The organism is Enterobacter sp. kpr-6 (assembly GCF_900116015.1).
GTDB lineage: Bacteria > Pseudomonadota > Gammaproteobacteria > Enterobacterales > Enterobacteriaceae > Enterobacter_D.
Genome location: NZ_FOYH01000002.1, coordinates 811,441 through 832,194, shown reverse-complemented (window position 1 = coordinate 832,194; position 20,754 = coordinate 811,441). Strand labels below are relative to the sequence as shown.

Sequence of the window (20,754 nt, the reverse complement as noted above, 5' to 3'; positions counted from 1 at the left end):
AATGCTAGTTTGACAGCTCAATACGATTGTCAATATCAGATTGGTGAGAATTTACCCGCCAGCCCGGCAGAGAATGGCTGTTTTTTGCTTGTTCTCACATTTCTGTTACATTTGTTATTTTTAGGTAACAATTAAGATTTTCCGTATGCTTCGCAGACGCGCGTAAGGAAATATGCGACGATATTTTTTTAGCCTGCGGAGTTGTTATGAAACTGCCTTTAAAAATTCGCCGTGACTGGCACTATTACGCCTTTGCCATTGGCCTGATCTTTATTCTGAACGGTGTGGTGGGGCTGCTGGGTTTCGAAGCGCAAGGCTGGCAAACCTATGCGGTTGGCCTGGTAACGTGGGTCATTAGCTTCTGGCTGGCGGGATTGATTATTCGCCGCCGCCCCGTTGAGGAAGACGAGACAGCGACGAAGATCGAAGATTAAGAGAGTGTGGTTTTCAGGGCGCTGTCAGCCTGATGGCGCGCTAACGCCAGATCGATCAGGCGGCTTATCAGATCGGTATAACTGACACCGCTCGCCTGCCACAGCTTGGGATACATGCTGATGTTGGTAAAGCCCGGCAGCGTGTTAATCTCATTGATGATGACCTCGTTTTCCGGGGTCAAAAAGACATCCACCCGCGCCATGCCGGCGCAGCCTAACGTCTGATACGCCACAATCGCAATCTGGCGGATAGTGTCATTCACCGCAGGATCGATTTCAGCCGGAACCACCACACGCGCACCGTTATCATCGATGTACTTGGTGTCGTAGGCGTAAAATTCGCTGTTAAGCACGATCTCGCCGCAGGTGCTGGCTTCAGGCGCTTCATTTCCTAAGACCGCGCATTCGATTTCACGACCGACAATGCCCTTTTCTACTACCACTTTATGATCGAATTCAAAGGCGAAACGCACGGCCTCATGGTACTGCGCCTCGCTGGTGACTTTGCTGACGCCCACGGACGAGCCCTGATTCGCCGGTTTTACAAACAGCGGTAGACCGAGTTTCGCTTCCACTTCACTGAAAGCGACCTGCTGGCGATTCGCCCGCGTCAGGGTGATAAAAGGCGCAATCCCAAGGCCCGCATCGCGCAGCAGGCGTTTAGTCACGTCTTTATCCATACAGGCGGCGGAGCCAAGCACGTCGGACCCGACATACGGCAGATTCGCCATGCGCAGCATCCCCTGAAGGGAGCCATCTTCACCGAGCGTGCCGTGGACAATAGGGAAAATCACATCAAGATGGGGCAGCGGAGCACCGTTGTCGGCATTGATGAACGGCTGGTGTGCCTGGCCGGGGATCTGGGCAAGACGAATCTCTGACGGGTTAAGCGCAATCCGCGCCGGATCGTGCGCATTTTGCAGGAAGTTACCGGCATCATTAATATGCCACTGACCCTGTTTGTCTATTCCCAGCAACACCACCTCGAAGCGGTTTTTATCCATCGCCTCAACAATGTTTTTGGCCGACTGGAGCGACACTTCATGCTCCGCCGATTTGCCGCCAAACACCACGCCTACCCGCAATTTCGCCATCACAACATCCACTCATCAATATCCTGAAAGGCCATACCTTACCACGACAAAACGCGCGATTCCCGGCCTTCTGCCATAATGTTTCTGGAATTAAAAAAGGGGGAAGAGTGAAAGGGAAAAGTGTGATCGTCTGGCTGATTATCATCGGGGCAGGTGTCGCGGGCTACCGCCATCTGCCGTCGTATTACAACCCGTTCGTCCCCTTGCGCTTAAGCGATCCGCCGGGAAAAATCACGCAGTTCAAACTGCGGAAACTGGAGGCAGCCCAGTGCGCGGCGTTACTTGTCGAAGCCAATCAGCAGGGATTGATCACCGCACAGCCGGTGGCAGACAGCAAAGGCACCTGCCCGCTGACCAACGCCGTGCGGGTGCGCGATTTCGGCCCGGTCAAACTGAGCAGCAGCTTCCTCGCTTCCTGCCCGCTGGCGCTCAGTTCAGCGCTGTTTGTCCAGCAGCAGGCAAGGCCGCTCACCCAACAATTTATGGCAAGCGAACTGGTGCGCATTGAGCACCTGGGGAGTTACGCCTGCCGGAATATCTATCACCGCGAAAATGCCCGCCTGAGCGAGCACGCCACGGCAGACGCGCTGGATATCAGCGGTTTTCGCTTAGCCAACGGTCAGCAGGTGAGCGTGCTGCGCGGCTGGAAGGTGGAGAAAACGCAGCCCTGGCTTCAGGCGATGCTGAGCGCCAGTTGTAATTATTATGGGAATGGTCTGGGGCCGAACTATAATGCCGCCCATGCGAACCATTTTCACCTCGGCATGCGGGGCTACGGCCTGTGCCGCTAATGTCCGATCCACTTAAGAATTAAAACGGTTATGGAATCCTGGAAAGTTAACCTCATTTCAGTCTGGTTTGGCTGTTTCTTTACTGGCCTTGCCATCAGCCAGATCCTGCCTTTTCTGCCGCTCTATGTGGCACAACTGGGCGTCACGTCGCATGAAGCGCTGTCGATGTGGTCGGGGTTAACGTTCAGTATTACTTTTTTAATCTCCGCCATTGTCTCGCCGATGTGGGGCAGTCTGGCTGACCGAAAAGGGCGCAAGCTGATGCTGCTCCGCGCTTCGCTGGGCATGGCGATTGCCATTCTGTTGCAGGCGTTTGCCACTAACGTCTGGCAGTTGCTCCTTCTGCGCGGGATCATGGGACTGACCTCCGGGTACATCCCCAACGCGATGGCGCTGGTAGCCTCGCAGGTTCCGCGCGAGCGCAGCGGCTGGGCGCTTAGCACGCTCTCTACCGCGCAAATCAGCGGCGTCATAGGCGGGCCGCTGATGGGAGGCTTTCTGGCTGACCACGTTGGCCTGCGAACCGTTTTCTTGATTACCGCGATTCTGCTGATGGTGAGTTTTCTCGTCACCCTGTTTCTGATCAAAGAGGGCGTGCGGCCCAAAGTCAGCAAAGCGCAACGGCTCTCCGGCAAAGCGGTGTTTGCCACGCTGCCGTACCCGACGCTGGTGATCAGTCTGTTTTTCACGACCCTGGTGATCCAGCTCTGCAACGGCTCCGTCGGGCCGATTCTGGCGCTCTTTATTCAGTCGCTGGCCCCGGACAGCAGTAATATTGCCTTTCTCAGCGGGCTGATTGCCGCCGTGCCGGGCGTTTCTGCGCTGATGGCCGCGCCGCGTTTAGGCAAGCTGGGCGATCGCATTGGTACTGCGCGTATTTTGATGGCGACGCTGATCTGCGCGGTGGGGCTGTTTTTCGCCATGTCATTCGTGACCACCCCGCTGCAACTGGGCATTCTGCGTTTCTTGCTGGGCTTTGCCGATGGCGCAATGCTTCCGGCGGTGCAGACCCTGTTGCTGAAATATTCCAGCGATCAGGTGACCGGACGCATTTTTGGCTATAACCAGTCCTTTATGTATCTGGGGAATGTCGCAGGGCCGCTGATGGGCGCAACGGTTTCCGCAATGGCCGGTTTTCGATGGGTATTTGCCGCGACGGCAGTGGTGGTATTGATTAATATCTGGCAATTAGCCGTTCAACTTAAACGTTCCCGTACTTCTTCGCGCCGCGAATAAATATATTCTGTTTTATATAAAAAGCTGTTTTAGGATTTACCTTAAGGAACGGATAAAATGTTTTATCTGACAATCTGTTTTTTTATTCGACAAAACAAGAAATTCCTATTAAAAAAATAGTACGTTGACCTATTTGCAATACCCATGCCGGGTGATAACGTCTGCGGATATCTCATAAGGAAATTGTGTTATGAAAAATCTCATTGCGGAATTACTGGTTAAACTTGCCCAAAAGGAAGAAGAGTCAAAAGAGCTGGTGGCCCAGGTAGAAGCCCTGGAAATCGTGGTGACGGCACTGGTGCGCCATATGGCAGAACCCCAGCAACAGGCGCTTATCCACGGCATTGAAAACGCGCTTGAGCAGGCCAGTCCCGACTCTCAGGTTCCGGTCGAAGATTCTGAACTGTTACAACAATATATAAAAAAGCTATTAAGGCATCCCCGTCATTAAGAACCTGAAAAGTGTGTCATAACACTGTCACAGGGGCTGCCTATAGTCGCTCTGTTTATTCTGAATGTTTAATCATGGAGAAATAGAGTGAAACAGAGCGCGCTGGTTATTGCCTTATTACCATTAATATTTACCCCTGTTATTCACGCGGATACAACCAACATGGCTGTGCTCGATAATCGTGCCGCGCAGGGGGATATTACCTCTCAGGGCGGGGCCCGTCGTTTATCGGCTGACCAGACCAGTGCCCTGCGTGATTCTCTGCTGGATAAGCCCGCCAAAAATATCATTCTGTTAATCGGCGATGGGATGGGCGATTCGGAAATTACCGCGGCGCGCAATTACGCCGAAGGGGCGGGCGGTTTCTTTAAAGGCATCGACGCACTGCCGCTGACCGGGCAATACACTCACTACTCGCTGGACAAAAAAACCGGCAAGCCGGATTACGTGACCGACTCGGCCGCCTCCGCGACGGCATGGACGACCGGCGTGAAGTCCTACAACGGCGCGCTCGGTGTGGATATCCATGAAAAAGATCACCAGACCATTCTCGAATTAGCCAAAGCCGCAGGCTACGCCACGGGCAACGTTTCTACCGCCGAATTGCAGGATGCCACCCCGGCAGCGCTGTTCGCGCACGTGATTTCCCGTAAATGCTACGCCCCGAGCGTGACCTCTGAAAAATGCGCCGTCAATGCGCTGGAAAAAGGCGGTAAAGGCTCGATTACTGAACAGATGCTGAACGCCCGCGCCGATGTCACCCTCGGCGGCGGAGCGAAATCCTTTGCCGAAACCGCTACCGCCGGGGAATGGCAGGGTAAAACGCTGCGCGAGCAGGCGCAGGCGCGCGGTTATCAGATGGTGAGCGACGCCTCAACGCTTGCGGCCATCACCGAAGCGAATCAGGATAAACCGCTGCTCGGCCTGTTCTCTGAGGGTAACATGCCGGTGCGCTGGGAAGGGCCGAAAGCCTCCTACCATGGCAATCTGGATAAGCCTGCCGTCACCTGTACCCCGAATGCTCAGCGCACCGACAGCGTGCCGACGCTGGCGCAGATGACGGACAAAGCCATTGAGCTGTTAAGCAAGAATCAGAAAGGATTCTTCTTACAGGTGGAAGGCGCGTCTATCGATAAACAGGATCATGCGGCCAATCCGTGCGGTCAGATCGGTGAGACGGTCGATCTGGATGAAGCGGTCCAGAAAGCGCTGGCGTTTGCGAAGAAAGATGGCAATACGCTGGTGATCGTCACCGCCGATCACGCCCATGCCAGCCAGATCATCGCCCCGGACAGCAAAGCGCCTGGCCTGAGCCAGAGCCTGAATACTAAAGACGGCGCGGTTATGGCAATGACCTACGGCAACTCGGAAGAAGAGTCGATGGAGCATACCGGCGCACAGTTACGCATCGCGGCCTATGGCCCGCACGCCGCTAACGTGGTCGGGTTAACCGATCAGACGGATCTGTTCTTCACCATGAAGAATGCGTTAGGGCTGCAATAATCGCTGCCCGACGGCGTAAATCTGCGCCGTCGGGTGGTTTTTTAGCCGAAATTTACCATGCTTAAGGTGAAACTCTCACTGAGGGATGGTGATATGAAAATAACATTACTGGTTACCCTTCTGTTTGGCATGATGTTTATGGTGGCGGTCAGCGCCGCTGAAAAAACACTCACTCCCCAGCAACAACGCATGACGATATGCAACCAGCAGGCGACTGCGCAGACGCTCGGCGGTGACGCCCGCAAAACTTATATGAGCGATTGTCTGAAGAACACCAAAACCGAACCGGGGCAGAAAAGCCTCTCTCCCCAGCAGCAAAAGATGCGCGAATGTAATTCACAGGCAACCCAGCAATCCCTGAAAGGGGAGGACCGCAGTAAATTTATGAGCGCCTGCCTGACGAAAAAGGATTAGTCCTTAAGGGTGAGCTGCCGTTCCGGCTCACCCGAAATATCATACTTTCCTGCCTTGATCCCTTTCTATAATTTTTGGAAATGTTTCAGAATGTTCCCAAAAATGATGAATGATAATAATTTTTATACCTCACCGCAGACATTGCATCATAGCGACCCCTTACTGAGTCAGGACGATCACTTTCGGACGGGACAGCATTTCGCAAGAAGGGCGCGGCTGCCGCGTATGGCAGGCCTGGCGGGACTCTTTTTACCCATGTCGGGAGTCATGGTGTCGCAGCCCATCAACGGGGGCTGGTGGCTGGCGCTGCTGTTCTGGTCATTCGTCTGGCCGCATCTGGCCTGGCAGCGGGCAAACCGGTCCAGCGACCCGTTGACCTGCGAACTGAACAATCTGAAAGCGGATGCCATTTTCGCCGGAATATGGATTGGTATTATCGGGGTGAATATTATGCCCTCCGCCGTGCTGGCGATGATGATTGGCGTCAACCTGATGGGAGCGGGCGGGCCAAAGCTGTGCTGGGCGGGGATCGTTCTGCTGGTCGGCACATCGCTGGCTACCCTGCAAATCAGCGGCATCTCGATGCTGTTAACCAGCGCGCCGCTGGAGTGGTGGCTTTCACTGCCCTTTATTCTGATCTATCCCGTCGTTTTTGCCTGGGTGAGTTACGGCACCGCCACCCGACTGGCGGAGCAAAAGCGGCGTTTGCAGGTGATGAGCACCTGTGACGGCATGACCGGCGTGTATAACCGCCGCCACTGGGAAACCCTGCTGCGCGATGAATACGAAAATTGCCGCCGCCATCAACAGGTTTCCGCCGTCATGTTGATCGACCTCGACCATTTTAAAACTATCAACGATACCTACGGGCACGATGTCGGCGACGAAGCCCTCATCGCGCTGACGCGCCATCTGCAACTGACACTGCGCAGCAGCGATGTAATAGGGCGCTTCGGTGGTGATGAGTTTGCGGTGATCATGCGCGGCGCGACGGCGGAGAGCGCAATTGCGGCGATGAGCCGGGTTCACGCCAGACTTGCGACCTACAGAATGCCCTGCGCCCCGCAGGTGGCTTTGCACATCAGCGTTGGTGTCGCGCCGTTAACCGACGAAATGGGGCATTATAGCGAATGGCTGAAAGCGGCAGATGTGGCGCTGTATAAAGCGAAAAACGCCGGGCGCAACCGCACCGAAGTGGCGGCCTGACACCCGGCCAGATCGTCAGGCTTTACTTAACGCGTCGGATTTTTCCATGCATTTCGCCATGGCTTCCATAATCGCCGAGCGGAATCCGCGTGCCTCAAGCTCCCGCACGGCTTCGATCGTGGTGCCGCCTGGCGAGCAGACCATGTCTTTTAACTCACCCGGATGTTTACCGGTTTCCAGTACCATTTTTGCCGATCCCATCACTGCCTGTGCAGCGAATTTATAAGCCTGTGCGCGCGGCATTCCGCCCTGCACGGCGGCATCTGCCATCGCTTCAATAAACATAAATACATATGCCGGTGCCGAGCCGCTGACGCCGACTACCGGGTGGATCATCGCTTCTGCCACCACTTCTGCTTCGCCAAAGCTGCGGAAAATCGCCAGCACATCTGCAATATCCTCATCCGTCACCAGCGCATTGGGCGTCACCGAGGTCATGCCGGCATTCACCAGCGCCGGGGTGTTGGGCATGGTGCGCACAATTTTACGGTCATGACCGAGGGCGCGGGCCAGTTGATCGAGCGTGACGCCAGCGGCAATAGAAACCACCAGCGTCTCTTTATTCAGGCTGGACGTGATTTCGCTGAGCACTTTGATCATGGTGTTTGGCTTCACTGCGCCAAACACAATATCGGCTTCCTGGGCCACTTCCTGCGCACTTTGCGCGGCATTGATCCCGAACTGGTCGCGTAACGCAGCGACTTTTTCAGGTGAGGGCGTGTAGACCCAAATCTGGCCCGGCTGCACCTGGCCGCTGGCGATCATCCCGCCAAGAATAGCTTTGCCCATGTTACCGCAGCCGATAAAACCGATTTTTTTTTCCATTATGTCGCTCCCTGGTTTGTCAGTGATGAGGGGAAGAATAGCTTATCGTGGATCCCTGCCCAGGGCTAAGGCTTCCGCATACTCTTTGCGGGCGCGGGCAATTCAGGCGAGAATAGCCCCAACAGCCTGTCAGGAGTGCTTATGGTTATCTGGGTGGACGCCGATGCGTGTCCGAATGTGATTAAAGAAATTTTGTTTCGCGCCGCCGAGCGCACGCAAACACCGCTTACGCTGGTGGCCAATCAAACGCTGCGCGTACCGCCTTCACGCTTTATCCGCACGCTGCGGGTGGAAGCGGGATTTGACGTGGCAGATAATGAAATCGTGCGCCTGTGCAATCCCGGCGATCTGGTGATCACAGCGGATATCCCGCTGGCCGCTGAAGTTATCGCCAAAGGAGGCGCGGCGCTTAATCCGCGCGGCGAACGCTATACCGAAGCCACCATTCGCGAGCGCTTAACGATGCGCGATTTTATGGACACCCTGCGCGCCAGCGGCGTCCAGACCGGCGGGCCGGACTCGCTGACTCAACGCGACAGGCAGCACTTTGCCGCCGAACTGGATAAATGGCTGCTTGATGTGAAGCGTCGGCAGTCCTGATCGCCCGGGCTTGTCAACGGGCAGTGCTTTACAGTAAGGTAAGCCAGGTCGCAAATGCCATTTTATCTTTACACTTGCCAGCACATTACATCTTGCTGAATTCAGTTGCCACGCCGTTTCTTCATAAATCTGTAACGATTTATTGACGGAAATCGCGCCTGTTTAAGGGTATTATCATTTTCATATTATTGCGTCGCGCTATTGCTATTAAGGGGATCACCAGGTCATGACGTTACCCATCTTTTTAATTGGGGCCCGCAGCTGCGGAAAATCCACCATCGGCGTGGCGCTTGCACAGATCCGGGATAGCCAGTTCATTGATACTGACGTCGCTTTGCAGGCGCAGGCCCAAATGACCGTGGCAGATATCGTCGAACAGGAAGGCTGGGCGGGTTTTCGCGCCCGTGAAACCGCCACGTTGCAGCGTGTGGCGTCACCCGGCACGGTAGTGGCGACCGGCGGCGGCATCATCCTGAGTGAAGAAAACCGGCAGTTTATGCGTGAGAAGGGCATCGTGATTTATCTCTACGCCCCGGCCTCCGTGCTGGCTGAGCGCCTTGAAGCGGTGCCGAAAGCAACGCAGCGCCCGACGCTTACCGGCAAACCCATCAGCGAAGAGATTGGCGATGTACTGGCAGAACGCGACGCGCTATACCGGGAAACGGCCCATCACATTGTCGATGCGGCGCAACCGGTAGAGAACGTGATCGAAGCGATTCAGGCGGCCCTGCTGCTGGCGCGCGCAAGCTAAGGCCTGGCTATACTCATAGTTCTGCTGATGAAAAAGGAAGCGCTATGCCGACGAAACCGCCTTATCCCCGTGAAGCACGCATTGTTACCATCGAGAAAGGAAACCAGGATCAGACGGTGACCTGGTATCAGCTCCGGGCCGATCACCCTAAGCCAGACTCGTTAATCAGTGAACACAAAACCGAGCAGGAAGCGCTCGATGCCAAACGGCGCTATGAGGATCCTGAAAAATCCTGATTCAGCGTCACCCCGCCTGGCCGTGAAATATTTTGGCCGGCGGGGAAACCACATGTTTTCACCCAAAAGTATGTTTCTGAAATGTTAACCTCGAACAATTACAACGATGTCGCGCCGCGACGCAAATCTTTACATTTCGCAGCAACCATCTGCTGCTACGCTTTTGCAATGATAATTTAAGCCCCCCTCGCGTTGTCAGGGCACGCAGGTGTCAATGTCAAAGAACAGAAGTGAAGAAAGGCGGAAAGAACCATGAGTGCAACTTTGGCTATCCTCACGATCGGTGTGATACCCATTTCTGCAGTGCTACCGCTCTTAACCGAGCACATCGACGAACAGCAGATCACCCATGTCAGTCTGTTAGGCAACATGGAGCCGGATGATGTCCTGGCCGAATACGGTTCGCAGGCGGGTGAAGCTGAAATTTATGTCCTGCTCAAAGACAGCAACGTTGTGGCGGTTTCCCGCGCAAAGGTCGAGCGTGATTTACAAAGTACGATTGAAGTCATGGATAATCAGGGCTTCGACGTCATCATGCTGATGTCTAATGAGAAATTTACTGGTCTGATGGCTTACAACGCGATTCTGCTCGAACCGCAGCGCATTATTCCGCCGCTTATTGCGTCTATTGTGGATGGTCATCAGGTTGGCGTGATTGTGCCGATGCGCGAGTTGCTCAGTGTGCAAGAGCAGAAGTGGCAGGGGCTGCAAAATCCGCCGTACTACGCGCTGGCAAATCCGTTAAGCCATTCCGCTGACGAACTCGTTGACGCGGGTAAAACGCTAATGGCGCAGGGTGCCGATGTGCTGGTGCTGGATTGCCTCGGTTTTCATCAGAAGCACCGCGATTTACTGCAAAAATCCCTTGATGTGCCGGTCCTCCTTTCTAACGTTCTGCTTGCCCGTCTGGCCTCTGAGCTTCTGGTGTAGCGATTTTGCGTGACAGGCGCAAAGCCTGGCCCCTATAGTGGTTTTCCATATTCTTTTTCAATAAGGGCCAGTACATGCTTTCAAGTAATGAATACTTTTCCGGTAAAGTGAAATCCATTGGTTTTACCAGCAGCAGCACTGGCCGCGCCAGCGTCGGCGTGATGGCGGAAGGGGAATATACTTTCGGTACCGCGCAGCCAGAAGAGATGACCGTGGTGAGCGGCGCGCTTCGCGTGTTGTTACCAGGGGAAACCGAGTGGACGACCTACACCGCCGGAGCGGTATTTAACGTGCCTGGTCAGAGTGAATTCCATTTGCAGGTGGCGGAGCCAAGTTCGTATCTTTGCCGGTATCTGTGATTTTTACCCTCACCCTAACCCTCTCCCTGAGGGAGAGGGAACTAAAACCACCCTCTCCACAGATCGAGCGCGGGCTTGCTTTTCACCCTCTCCCTGAGGGAGAGGGCCGGGGTGAGGGTAAAAGATTAACGCTGCGCTTCCCCGCCCAGCCCTTCCACTAAATTCTCAATCAGCGCGGACAGCTCGCCCGTCATCAAAATAAAATCAGCATCGAAACGCTGCGCGTAATTTTCCCGCTCAATATCTTCATTCTGATCGCGCAGTTCGTCGCTGAACTTCATGCGCTTCAGCGAGCCATCATCGCACATCATGAACTGAATGCGTTGCTGCCAGTCGAGCGCCAGTTTCGTGACCACTTTCCCGGCTTCGATATGCACGGCGATTTCGTCGCTCACCAGTTCCTGCTTTTTACAGCGGATCACGCCGCCGTCTTCGAGCAAGGCTTTCAGCTCGGCTTCATCCTGCAACTGGAAGCCCTGCGCCGCGCCACCGGAGCGCACCCACTCGGTGAGCGTCAGTTCAATCGGGGTTTCCAGCGTCAGCGGCACCACCGGCAACGAACCCAGGCTTTTACGCAGCAGCGCCAGCGTGTCTTCCGCTTTCTTCGCGCTGGCGCAATCGACCATAATCAGGCCGTTCACGGTATCGATCCACATCATCGTCTGGCTGTAACGGCTGAACGCGCGCGGCAGCAGCGAATGCAATACTTCGTCTTTCAGCGAATCTTTTTCGGTTTTTTTCAGCTTGCGGCCCTGATCGGCTTCGAGCTTAGAAATTTTGGCTTCCAGCGCCTGCTTAATCACCGGCGTGGGCAGAATTTTTTCTTCTTTACGCGCGCAAATGATGATTTGGCCATTGTTAGCGTGGGTCAGGGCGTCACTGTGTGAACCCATCGGCGGTACCCAACCGGTTTTTGCCATATCCTGGCTACCGCAGGGGGTAAAAGTAAGCTCTGCTAATTGTTTTTCCAGCTCTTCAACGCGCAATGAAACGTCGCGGCTGAGACGGTAAACCATCAAATTTTTGAACCACAGCATGATATTTTCCACGGCCTTGTCGTTAAATCAGCGGGCATGATAACGAATTGTCACCCCGCTTGCATTGCTAATCCCAGGCGTGGGTTCTACTCTCATGAGATTCACCCGGCATAAGGAGATTTCTGTGCGTATTGGAATAGATTTAGGCGGCACAAAAACGGAAGTGATTGCACTTAGCGACAGCGGCGAACAGCTTTTTCGCTACCGTTTGCCGACGCCAAAAAATGACTATCAGCAAACGGTAGAAACCATCGCCACGCTGGTGGAAATGGCAGAAAAGGAGACCGGGCAGCGCGGCACGGTCGGTATGGGGATCCCCGGTTCCATCTCGCCTTATACGGGCGTGGTCAAAAATGCAAACTCCACCTGGCTTAACGGTCAGGCGTTCGACAAAGATGTGAGTAAACGCCTTAACCGCGAAGTGCGACTGGCAAATGACGCTAACTGTCTGGCGGTGTCAGAAGCCGTAGACGGTGCGGCTGCGGGTGCACAGACCGTCTTTGCGGTGATCCTCGGCACCGGCTGCGGTTCCGGCATTGCGCTTAACGGTCACTCGCACATTGGCGGCAACGGCACGGCGGGCGAGTGGGGCCACAATCCGCTGCCGTGGATGGATGAAGACGAGCTTCGCTACCGCGCTGAAGTGCCGTGCTACTGCGGCAAACAGGGCTGTATCGAAACCTTTATCTCCGGCACCGGCTTTGCCACCGACTACCATCGTCTGAGCGGCCACCCGCTTAAAGGCAGCGAGATTATCCGTCTGGTGGACGAGCAGGACGCCATCGCGGAACTGGCATTAAGCCGCTACGAAATGCGGCTGGCGAAGTCGCTGGCACACGTGGTGAACATCCTCGATCCCGATGTGATCGTGCTTGGCGGCGGGATGAGCAACGTCGACAGGCTCTACAAAACCGTACCGCAAATGGTCAAAAACTGGGTCTTCGGTGGAGAGTGCGAAACGCCGATCCGCAAAGCGGTACACGGCGATTCCAGCGGTGTGCGCGGCGCGGCCTGGCTCTGGCCGCAAACCTGAAGAAACTATCGCGCACCCTCTGCGGTGCGCGACATTACCTGCCGGTAGAGCAGTAGTGACGACATGGCCGACAGCGACAGCAGCGCAGCAGGCAGCGCCACATAATTCCAGTCAAACCCGGCCGTCAGCATTAATCCCCCACAAAACGCACCCACCGCGCTCCCGAGATTAAAGGCGATTTGCCCGCCCGCCGCGCCCAGCATTTCACCGCCTTTGGCATTTTGCAGCAGCAGGATTTGCAGCGGGGCCGAGAGCGCAAATAATCCCGCGCAGCTAATAAAGGCGAACGTTAATGCCGCCGCTTTATTCCACGCCAGCAGGAAGATCATTATCAGCGCCAGCACAATCATAAAGTCGGTAATAATGGCGATGCGTAGCGGCGTAAACCAGCGTGATAATTTGCCGCTTAAGATGTTGCCTAACACCATTCCCAGACCGACCAGCATCATAATGAACGGCATCGCGTTTTCAGAAAAACCGGTAACGTACATCATTTGCGGTTTGATATAGCTAAACCACGCAAATACGCCCGCATTACCAAACATAGTGGCGGCAAAAATACACCACGGCGCAGAGGATTTAAGAAAATGAAATTGCTCGCTAAGCCGGGTTGTGGCTTCATCGCGCAGATCGGGCACCCAAAATATAATCGACACGATCACCGCGAGATTAAAGACCGCTATCAGCAGAAAGGTGTAGCGCCAGCTAAATTCATGGCTTAAGTACGTGCCTACGGGAATACCGATCAGGTTGGCTATGGTCATGCCGGAAATCATCCCCGCCACCGCTGCCGTTACCTTTCCGGGGCGGGCAACTTTGGTGAGAATAATCGCCCCCACGCCAAAAAATGCCCCGTGCGGAAATCCGGATACCAGCCTGCCGAGCGCGAGCATCAAATAAGAGGACGACAGGGTGAACAGCGCATTGCCGATAACACAGAGCATCACCAGAAATAACAGCACATGTTTGAGCGAAAACCGACTGGAAAAGATCGCCACGATCGGCGCGCCTATTACCACGCCTAACGCATAATAGGAGATCATATGCCCGGCGGCGGGAATGGAAATACCCACATCCGTGGCCAGCTCGGTTAATACACCCATAATGCCAAATTCGGCCATTCCCAGGCCGAATGTTCCCAGCGCCAGCGAAATAATGACTTTTTTCACACTGCCTTTCACGCGTAATTATCCTTTAATCCACGGCAAACGATCTATCGAGCTTGCTGTAACCCAGCCCGTTTATTTTTTTCACTTTGATTTGCACCGGAATGCGCTCTTTCATCGCTTCGACATGGCTAATTACGCCGATGGTTTTGCCGGTGGCATTGAGCGCATCAAGGGCATCCAGCGCGGTATCCAGCGTTTCGCTGTCGAGCGTGCCGAAGCCTTCATCAAGGAACAGTGAGTCGATGCGTGTTTTATGGCTGACCAGATCGGAGAGCGCCAGCGCCAGCGCGAGACTGACGAGGAAACTTTCCCCGCCGGACAGCGTGCGCGTGTCGCGGACCGCATCGGCCTGCCAGGTATCCATGACTTCTAACTCCAGCGCTTCGCTGGCTTTACGCTTGAGCAGATAGCGTCCGTGCAGGCGGGTCAGCTGGTTATTCGCCAGCCACACCAGATTATCGAGCGTCAGGCCCTGGGCAAATTTGCGGAATTTATCGCCTTCTTTTGAGCCAATCAGCGCGTTGAGATAACTCCAGTCCTCCACGTGCGCGCTCGCCTGCTCAATGGCGGCAAGCAGCGAAAGCTGATGCTGGCGGTTATCGGCATCCGCCCGAAGCTGCTGGCGGATCTCGCCCTGGCGGGTAGTGTTATCGCGAAGCCGCTGCGTCCGTTCGGCAATCTGCGCTGCCAGCGCGTCGATGCTGGTTTCTTCTGCCAGCGCCACCGGGCGGGTGGCCTGATGCTGTGCGAGCGCTGATTCCGCCTGCGCCAGCAACACGGTTTGCTGCTGCTGTTCGCGCGCCAGTTGATCCCGACGCTGCTCCAGCGCCACGCGCTCCGCTTCCTCTAATAGCGCATTCAGGAAGGCGCTTTCATCGGCAAACGGACTGGCGCTTAGCGCATCGGCAAATTGCGCGCGGGCGGCGGCGAGTTCGCTTGCCAGCAATTGCAGTTGATCGACAAGCTGGCTGAGCTGGCCTTCCAGAGTGCTGCATTCGCCGTGCAGCCGCTGCCAGTGGCTGAGTGCCATCGCCTGCTCGCTATCGGGTAGCGCGGGCGGGGTTGTGCCGTCATCCGGCAGTGTGGACAACATCGCGTCCAGCGCGGCGAGCTGTTCACGCAGCGCGGGCAATTTGTCCTGCTGCGCCTGCCACTGCCGGGATTCATCCAGGCGCGCGGCGAGCCAGTTCTGCTCCTCGCTTTGCGCCGGTCGCGCAAGGCTCATCGCGGCAAGCGCCGCGTTGAGCGCCGCATCCAGGTGGGCGATCTCAGCGCTCAGGGTCGCGTAACGCTGCTGTTCCTGTTGCAGCGCATCGGTCAGCGTCAGGCGTTCATTTAACTGCCGCAACTGTTGCTCGCGCTGCTCCTCGGCTTCCAGCCAGCCGGTCACGTCATCCTGCGGGGTCAGCGCGATGTTCAGTTGCGCGCAGCATGACTGCCAGCGGGCGGTAACGGAGGTCTCTTCCTGTTGCAGGGCGTCGATTGCCGCCACGGTTTTTTCCCGGTGCAGGCGCTGGACATCTAACTGGCCTTTCAGGGCCGATCCCTCTTTGCCCAGCGTATCGACTTCACCTTTTAAGGTGGTCAGGCGCTGCTGATTGATACCGGGCTCTAATGTCTGATACGCCGCCACCGCCGGGTGCTCCGTGGAGCCACAGAGAGGACAGGGCGTATGGGGCTGTAAGCGCGAGCGTTCCGCTTCCAGACTGTGAATAATTTTTTCCTGCTCGACCAGCACCTCCAGATCGGCGGCGTGCTGGCGTTTATCTTTGTACTGCTGGCGTTTCAGGGCGAGTTCTTCCTCGCGCCGGGCGATCTCTTTATCCATCTCCGTCAGTTCGTTCTGCTGGCGGGATTTGCGCTGTGCCAGGGCCGCAAACTGCGGCAGAAGCGTTGCCAGCGTCTGACGCGCGGTGCGGGCGGCGGTAAGCTCACGTAAATGAGTGCTTACTTCGTCCTGCGTCAGCGTAAGCGTTACCGGAGGCAGCGCCGCGAGCTTTTGCTGGCTGGCATCAATGGCTTTTTGCACCTCAGCGCGGTTTTTCTCATCGCGCCGTTGCTGCTCGAACGTCAGTCGCCAGCCCGCCAGTTCTGCGCTCCACAGGCGGTAGCGGTCGTGATCGGCCAGCCACTGCCGGGTCTGCTCAACCTCTGCATTCACGCTCTGCGCCTGCTGTGCGGCCAGTCGGCGGGTTTGCTGACGACGCAAACGGGCGGCATGTAAGCGAGTATTCACACTCTCTTGCTGGAGGAGAGCGTGCTGGTGCGCCTGCTGTTTATCCTGCACGCGCTGCCAGTGCGGGCGCAGTTTTTCCGCAGGCAGCGCGCGGGTGAGTTTTTCTAACTGCGGAGCCGCCGCGTCGGAGGCCTGCACCGCAAGCGCCAGCGCCTGCTGCGTCTTCTGCCGATCGAGGCTCAGGCGTTGTAACTGCGACAGCCACTGGTGCTGCTGTTGAAATTGCGTCTGCTCGTACTGGAGAATTTTTTCAGCGTCAGTGAGCGCCTGCAAACCTGTGGTGAGCGTCTGGATCTGCTCGTCACTCAGTAACTGCACGGCCCCGGCCTGCGCCTGAAGTTTCTCCAGTTCGCTGCGCTCCGCTTTATGTTTTTCAAATACCTGGGCTGAGATTTGCCCGTAGATTTCGGTGCCGGTCAGCTCTTCGAGCAGTTCAGCGCGCTCGCGCGGTTTGGCGTTGAGAAACGCCGCAAACTGACCCTGCGACAGTAGCATCGAACGGGTGAAACGGTCGTAGTCCAGCCCGGTGAGGGTGGCGGTCAGTTCCAGCTTGTCATTCACTTTATCGGCGAGGATTTTGCCGTCTTCGCACTGGGCCAGCTCCACGCGCGGGGCCTGTAAATTGCCGTCGGCCTGATTGCGGGCGCGGTTCTGGCTCCAGAAGGCGCGATAGGCCACGCCTTTCACCTCAAACTCGACTTCCGCCAGACATTCGGCGGTGTCGCGGGTCATCAGATCGTTTTGTGACTGGGACACTTTACTCAGGCGCGGCGTTTCGTGGTACAGCGCGAGGCAAATGGCGTCCAGCAGGGTGGTTTTCCCGGCCCCCGTCGGCCCGGTAATGGCGAACAGACCATTGCTGGCAAACGGCTCCTGGGTGAAATCGATTTTCCATTCGCCTTTCAGCGAGTTGATATTTTTCAGGCGCAGACTGAGGATTTTCATGCGTCGTTCTCCTCCTGGAGATCGTGAACCGTCTGCTTAAACAGCGTCTGTAAGCGCTGCTGTTGTGCGTCGTCGAGTTCTTCCAGCGCCAGGCGGCGCTCAAACACCTCTTCCACCCGCAGTTCGCTTAGGGTTTCGCGGATTTCACCGTTCATGATCCGCTCGCGCTGTTCACGGCTGCGGCGCACCAGCAACACGTCAACGGGCAGGCCTTCCGTCAGCACCTGAATTTTACGCTGCGCATCGGTGAGGTATTCGTCGGTGGCGATTTCAATATCGAGCCACACCGGGGGCGTGACCGGGGAGTCGCGCCACTGTTCAAGCTGCTGCGCGATGCCCGCCAGATCGCCTTTAACCACCGCCAGTTGCTGCGTGACCGGCACCGGCAGGGCGGTGATCTCGTCCAGTTTTCCGTCGCGGAAGGTCACCAGATTGACGCACTTCTGCTTGCCGGTTTCATCAAAACTTAACGCAATAGGGGAGCCACAGTAGCGGATATGCGTCTGCCCGTTGATCACCTGCGCGCGGTGAATGTGTCCGAGCGCCAGATAATCCACCGCCGGGAAATTTTGCGCCGGGAACGCGTCGAGCGTGCCGATATAAATGTCACGCACCGCGTCACTTTTACTGGCCCCGACGGTGGTAAGGTGGCCGCTGGCAATAATCGGCAGCGGCTGGTCACCACGTAAATCAAGGGCGGCCTGATATTGATGCTGATAATAGTCGGTGATGGTTTTCAGTAAATGCTGCTGCTTTTCGCCGCCGGATTGTCCCGGCAGGCTTTTGACGATATCGCGCGGGCGCAAAAACGGCACCGGGCAGAAGACCGCGCCCGGTGTGCCGTCGCGCAGCGGAAGATAATGCGGTGCACACCCTGCGGCGGCGACCACCGTGGTATTCAGGAACGCCAGGATCTCGCGCGATTCATTCAGGGTGGCAACGGAGTCATGGTTGCCCGCCAGCACCACCAGATGACAGCCGGTTTGTTGCAGGTTAACGACAAAGCGGTTGTACAGTTCGCGGGCATAGCTCGGTGGTGAGCCGGTATCGAAAATATCACCCGCCACCACAATGACATCCACCTGCTGTTCCTGCGCCGTGGCAAGCAGCCAGTCGAGAAAAGCGGCGTGTTCAGGCGCGCGGCTTTTGCTGTAAAAGTTTTGTCCGAGGTGCCAGTCAGAGGTGTGGAGGAGGCGCATAGTAATTCCGTGGCAAAAAAGCGTGAGGCCGATTATAAACATTACGCCGTGTGATGATAGTTTCGCCGCCTTTTTTCGGGTGTCATAAAACAACGGTTTGCGTCATCTGGCGGTCATCATTTTCATAAATCTGTCATAAATCTGACGCATAATGACGCCGCAACATATACTTATGACTTAATAAAAACAGGGCAAATTATGGCAAGACGCATCCTGGTCGTGGAAGATGAAGCGCCAATTCGTGAGATGGTGTGCTTTGTTCTGGAGCAAAACGGTTTTCAGCCTGTCGAAGCGGAAGATTATGACAGCGCGGTGAACCAACTTAATGAACCCTGGCCGGATCTGGTGTTGCTCGACTGGATGTTGCCCGGCGGCTCTGGCATTCAGTTTATTAAGCACTTAAAGCGCGAAGCCCTGACCCGCGACATTCCGGTCATGATGCTGACGGCGCGCGGTGAAGAAGAGGACCGGGTGCGCGGTCTGGAAACGGGCGCGGATGACTACATCACCAAACCGTTTTCGCCGAAAGAGCTGGTGGCGCGAATCAAAGCCGTGATGCGCCGGATTTCACCGATGGCGGTGGAAGAAGTCATTGAAATGCAGGGCCTGAGCCTTGATCCCACCTCACATCGCGTCATGACCGGGGAAAATCCGCTGGACATGGGGCCGACCGAATTCAAACTTTTGCACTTCTTTATGACGCACCCGGAACGCGTTTACAGCCGTGAACAACTGCTTAACCACGTCTGGGGAACCAATGTTTACGTTGAAGACCGCACCGTAGACGTGCATATTCGTCGTCTTCGTAAAGCGCTGGAACACAGCGGCCACGACCGGATGGTACAAACCGTTCGCGGCACGGGTTATCGTTTCTCGACCCGTTTCTAAAATTTGACAGGAGTGTGACGCGTGCTGGAACGGCTGTCATGGAAAAGGCTGGTTTTCGAGCTACTGATGTGCTGCATCCCTGCCTTTGTGCTCGGTGCCGTTTTTGGTTATCTGCCGTGGTTTTTGCTGGCGGCAGTCACCGGGTTACTGATCTGGCATTTCTGGAATTTACTGCAACTCTCCTGGTGGCTGTGGGTTGATCGCAGCATGACGCCGCCGCCCGGCCACGGAAGCTGGGAACCGCTGCTCTACGGGCTGCACCAGATGCAACTGCGTAATAAAAAGCGCCGTCGTGAACTGGGCAGCCTGATCAAGCGTTTTCGTAGTGGCGCAGAATCGTTACCCGATGCGGTCGTTCTTACCACCGAAGAGGGCGCGATTTTCTGGTGTAACGGCCTGGCTCAGCAACTGCTGGGATTGCGCTGGCCGGACGATAACGGGCAGAACATCTTAAACCTGCTGCGCTACCCGGAATTTGCCCAGTATTTAAAGCGCCACGATTTTGTGAAGCCGCTCAATCTGGTGCTTAACAGTGGGCGGCATCTGGAAATCCGCGTCATGCCCTACAGTGAAAAGCAGATGCTGATGGTGGCGCGCGACGTCACGCAAATGCACCAGCTTGAAGGCGCACGGCGCAACTTCTTCGCCAACGTCAGCCACGAACTGCGTACCCCGCTGACCGTGTTACAGGGGTATCTGGAGATGATGCAGGAGCAGACGCTGGAAGGCGGGCAGCGCGACAAAGCGCTGCATACCATGCGTGAGCAGACCTCTCGCATGGAAGGGCTGGTGCGCCAGTTGTTGACCTTGTCAAAAATTGAAGCCTCACCGGTACAACTGAAAAATGAAATCATTGATGTGCCGATGATGCTGCGGGTGGTGGAACGGGAAGCGCAAACCCTGAGCCAGAACCGGCACCAGATCGCCTTTGAAGTGGACAGCGCGCTGAAGGTGATGGGCAATGAAGATCAGATGCGCAGTGCTATTTCGAATCTGGTCTACAACGCGGTTAACCATACGCCGGAAGGCACGCAGATTACGGTGAGCTGGCAGCGGGTGGCCCACGGCGCGCAGTTTTGCGTCACCGACAGCGGGCCGGGCATTTCTGCTGAGCATATCCCGCGCCTGACGGAGCGTTTTTACCGCGTCGATAAAGCCCGCTCGCGGCAAACCGGCGGCAGCGGTCTGGGGCTGGCGATTGTAAAACATGCGGTGAATCATCACGACAGCCGCCTCGAAATCGACAGTACGCCCGGCAAAGGCACCCGTTTTAGCTTCACCCTCCCGGAGCGTTTAATTGCCAGAAATGGCGATTAGTCCCCGCTCTGTCAGCATATCTTTCCACAGGCCAGCATAAACTGGCCTGTTTGCTTTGCAGTCAACGCAGATAAACCTGATTTTCATACGTGTGATGCTT

21 protein-coding genes are annotated in these 20,754 nt (G+C 56.0%); 15 read left to right on the top strand and 6 right to left on the bottom strand.

The genetic code is table 11. From position 1 onward, the window contains the following. Positions 1–206: 206 nt before the first annotated feature. A complete protein-coding gene (locus tag BM373_RS08660; protein ID WP_090461006.1) occupies positions 207–434 on the top strand; it encodes a DUF2754 domain-containing protein in 228 nt (75 codons plus the stop codon). Here the strand turns inward: BM373_RS08660 and ddlA are convergent. Then, positions 431–1,528: a D-alanine--D-alanine ligase gene (ddlA, locus tag BM373_RS08655; RefSeq protein WP_090461095.1), complete on the bottom strand. Its 1,098-nt coding sequence runs from the start codon at positions 1,526–1,528 to the stop codon at positions 431–433. The genes BM373_RS08660 and ddlA overlap by 4 nt on opposite strands. 107 nt (positions 1,529–1,635) lie before the next feature. Here ddlA and BM373_RS08650 point away from each other — a divergent pair, with 107 nt between their 5' ends. The 6 genes from BM373_RS08650 (at position 1,636) to adrA (ending at position 7,129) form a co-directional block, all read left to right on the top strand. Further along, on the top strand, positions 1,636–2,319 hold the full coding sequence (locus tag BM373_RS08650) for an extensin-like domain-containing protein (protein ID WP_090461005.1): 684 nt from the start codon (positions 1,636–1,638) through the stop codon (positions 2,317–2,319). A gap of 30 nt (positions 2,320–2,349) precedes the next feature. Then, positions 2,350–3,555: a multidrug efflux MFS transporter gene (locus tag BM373_RS08645; RefSeq protein ID WP_090461004.1), complete on the top strand. Its 1,206-nt coding sequence runs from the start codon at positions 2,350–2,352 to the stop codon at positions 3,553–3,555. A gap of 190 nt (positions 3,556–3,745) precedes the next feature. Beyond that, positions 3,746–4,006, top strand: coding sequence for an anti-adapter protein IraP (gene iraP, locus BM373_RS08640; protein WP_090461003.1), 261 nt, complete (start codon positions 3,746–3,748; stop codon positions 4,004–4,006). An 87-nt stretch (positions 4,007–4,093) separates the two neighbouring features. After that, the gene (gene phoA / locus BM373_RS08635) at positions 4,094–5,509 is read left to right on the top strand and encodes an alkaline phosphatase (protein WP_090461002.1); all 1,416 of its coding nucleotides are present in this window, start codon (positions 4,094–4,096) and stop codon (positions 5,507–5,509) included. A gap of 93 nt (positions 5,510–5,602) precedes the next feature. Further along, positions 5,603–5,923 (top strand): phosphate starvation-inducible protein PsiF, encoded by a 321-nt coding sequence (gene psiF / locus BM373_RS08630; RefSeq protein WP_090461001.1) that lies wholly within the window; start codon positions 5,603–5,605, stop codon positions 5,921–5,923. A gap of 90 nt (positions 5,924–6,013) precedes the next feature. Continuing rightward, on the top strand, positions 6,014–7,129 hold the full coding sequence (gene adrA, locus BM373_RS08625; RefSeq protein ID WP_090461000.1) for a diguanylate cyclase AdrA: 1,116 nt from the start codon (positions 6,014–6,016) through the stop codon (positions 7,127–7,129). 15 nt (positions 7,130–7,144) lie between these two features. Here adrA and proC read toward each other — a convergent pair whose 3' ends face one another. Further along, positions 7,145–7,954, bottom strand: coding sequence for a pyrroline-5-carboxylate reductase (proC, locus tag BM373_RS08620; RefSeq protein WP_090460999.1), 810 nt, complete (start codon positions 7,952–7,954; stop codon positions 7,145–7,147). A 141-nt stretch (positions 7,955–8,095) separates the two neighbouring features. Here proC and BM373_RS08615 point away from each other — a divergent pair, with 141 nt between their 5' ends. The 5 genes from BM373_RS08615 (at position 8,096) to ppnP (ending at position 10,830) form a co-directional block, all read left to right on the top strand. After that, positions 8,096–8,554 (top strand): YaiI/YqxD family protein, encoded by a 459-nt coding sequence (locus BM373_RS08615; RefSeq protein ID WP_090460998.1) that lies wholly within the window; start codon positions 8,096–8,098, stop codon positions 8,552–8,554. A 226-nt stretch (positions 8,555–8,780) separates the two neighbouring features. Next, complete coding sequence (aroL, locus tag BM373_RS08610; RefSeq protein WP_090460997.1) at positions 8,781–9,305, top strand: shikimate kinase AroL; 525 nt, start codon at positions 8,781–8,783, stop codon at positions 9,303–9,305. A gap of 44 nt (positions 9,306–9,349) precedes the next feature. Then, on the top strand, positions 9,350–9,541 hold the full coding sequence (gene yaiA / locus BM373_RS08605) for a protein YaiA (RefSeq protein ID WP_090460996.1): 192 nt from the start codon (positions 9,350–9,352) through the stop codon (positions 9,539–9,541). Positions 9,542–9,793: 252 nt separating this feature from the next. Then, positions 9,794–10,471 (top strand): AroM family protein, encoded by a 678-nt coding sequence (locus BM373_RS08600; protein WP_090460995.1) that lies wholly within the window; start codon positions 9,794–9,796, stop codon positions 10,469–10,471. 74 nt (positions 10,472–10,545) lie between these two features. Next, positions 10,546–10,830, top strand: coding sequence for a pyrimidine/purine nucleoside phosphorylase (gene ppnP, locus BM373_RS08595; protein WP_090460994.1), 285 nt, complete (start codon positions 10,546–10,548; stop codon positions 10,828–10,830). A gap of 125 nt (positions 10,831–10,955) precedes the next feature. On the opposite strand, the gene rdgC is transcribed toward ppnP, so the two are convergent. Next, positions 10,956–11,867 carry a recombination-associated protein RdgC gene (rdgC, locus tag BM373_RS08590; protein WP_090460993.1) on the bottom strand — a complete coding sequence of 304 codons (912 nt, stop codon included), beginning with the start codon at positions 11,865–11,867 and terminating at the stop codon, positions 10,956–10,958. 124 nt (positions 11,868–11,991) lie between these two features. Here rdgC and mak point away from each other — a divergent pair, with 124 nt between their 5' ends. Beyond that, the gene (gene mak, locus BM373_RS08585; protein WP_090460992.1) at positions 11,992–12,900 is read left to right on the top strand and encodes a fructokinase; all 909 of its coding nucleotides are present in this window, start codon (positions 11,992–11,994) and stop codon (positions 12,898–12,900) included. Between the two features lie 5 nt (positions 12,901–12,905). Here the strand turns inward: mak and araJ are convergent, their stop codons facing one another. From araJ to sbcD, 3 genes are read right to left on the bottom strand one after another with little or no spacing between them, the layout of a single operon-like run. After that, the gene (araJ, locus tag BM373_RS08580) at positions 12,906–14,069 is read right to left on the bottom strand and encodes an MFS transporter AraJ (protein ID WP_143102640.1); all 1,164 of its coding nucleotides are present in this window, start codon (positions 14,067–14,069) and stop codon (positions 12,906–12,908) included. Between the two features lie 25 nt (positions 14,070–14,094). Beyond that, a complete protein-coding gene (gene sbcC / locus BM373_RS08575; protein ID WP_090460990.1) occupies positions 14,095–17,250 on the bottom strand; it encodes an exonuclease subunit SbcC in 3,156 nt (1,051 codons plus the stop codon). Beyond that, positions 17,247–18,449 carry an exonuclease subunit SbcD gene (gene sbcD / locus BM373_RS08570; RefSeq protein WP_090460989.1) on the bottom strand — a complete coding sequence of 401 codons (1,203 nt, stop codon included), beginning with the start codon at positions 18,447–18,449 and terminating at the stop codon, positions 17,247–17,249. Before sbcD ends, sbcC begins: the two co-directional genes overlap by 4 nt. Before the next feature lie 198 nt (positions 18,450–18,647). Between sbcD and phoB the strand changes: the two genes are divergently transcribed. Together phoB and phoR are read left to right on the top strand one after the other, a co-directional pair. Next, the gene (gene phoB, locus BM373_RS08565; protein ID WP_090460988.1) at positions 18,648–19,337 is read left to right on the top strand and encodes a phosphate response regulator transcription factor PhoB; all 690 of its coding nucleotides are present in this window, start codon (positions 18,648–18,650) and stop codon (positions 19,335–19,337) included. A 21-nt stretch (positions 19,338–19,358) separates the two neighbouring features. Next, positions 19,359–20,654: a phosphate regulon sensor histidine kinase PhoR gene (gene phoR, locus BM373_RS08560; RefSeq protein WP_090460987.1), complete on the top strand. Its 1,296-nt coding sequence runs from the start codon at positions 19,359–19,361 to the stop codon at positions 20,652–20,654. Positions 20,655–20,754: the final 100 nt, after the last annotated feature.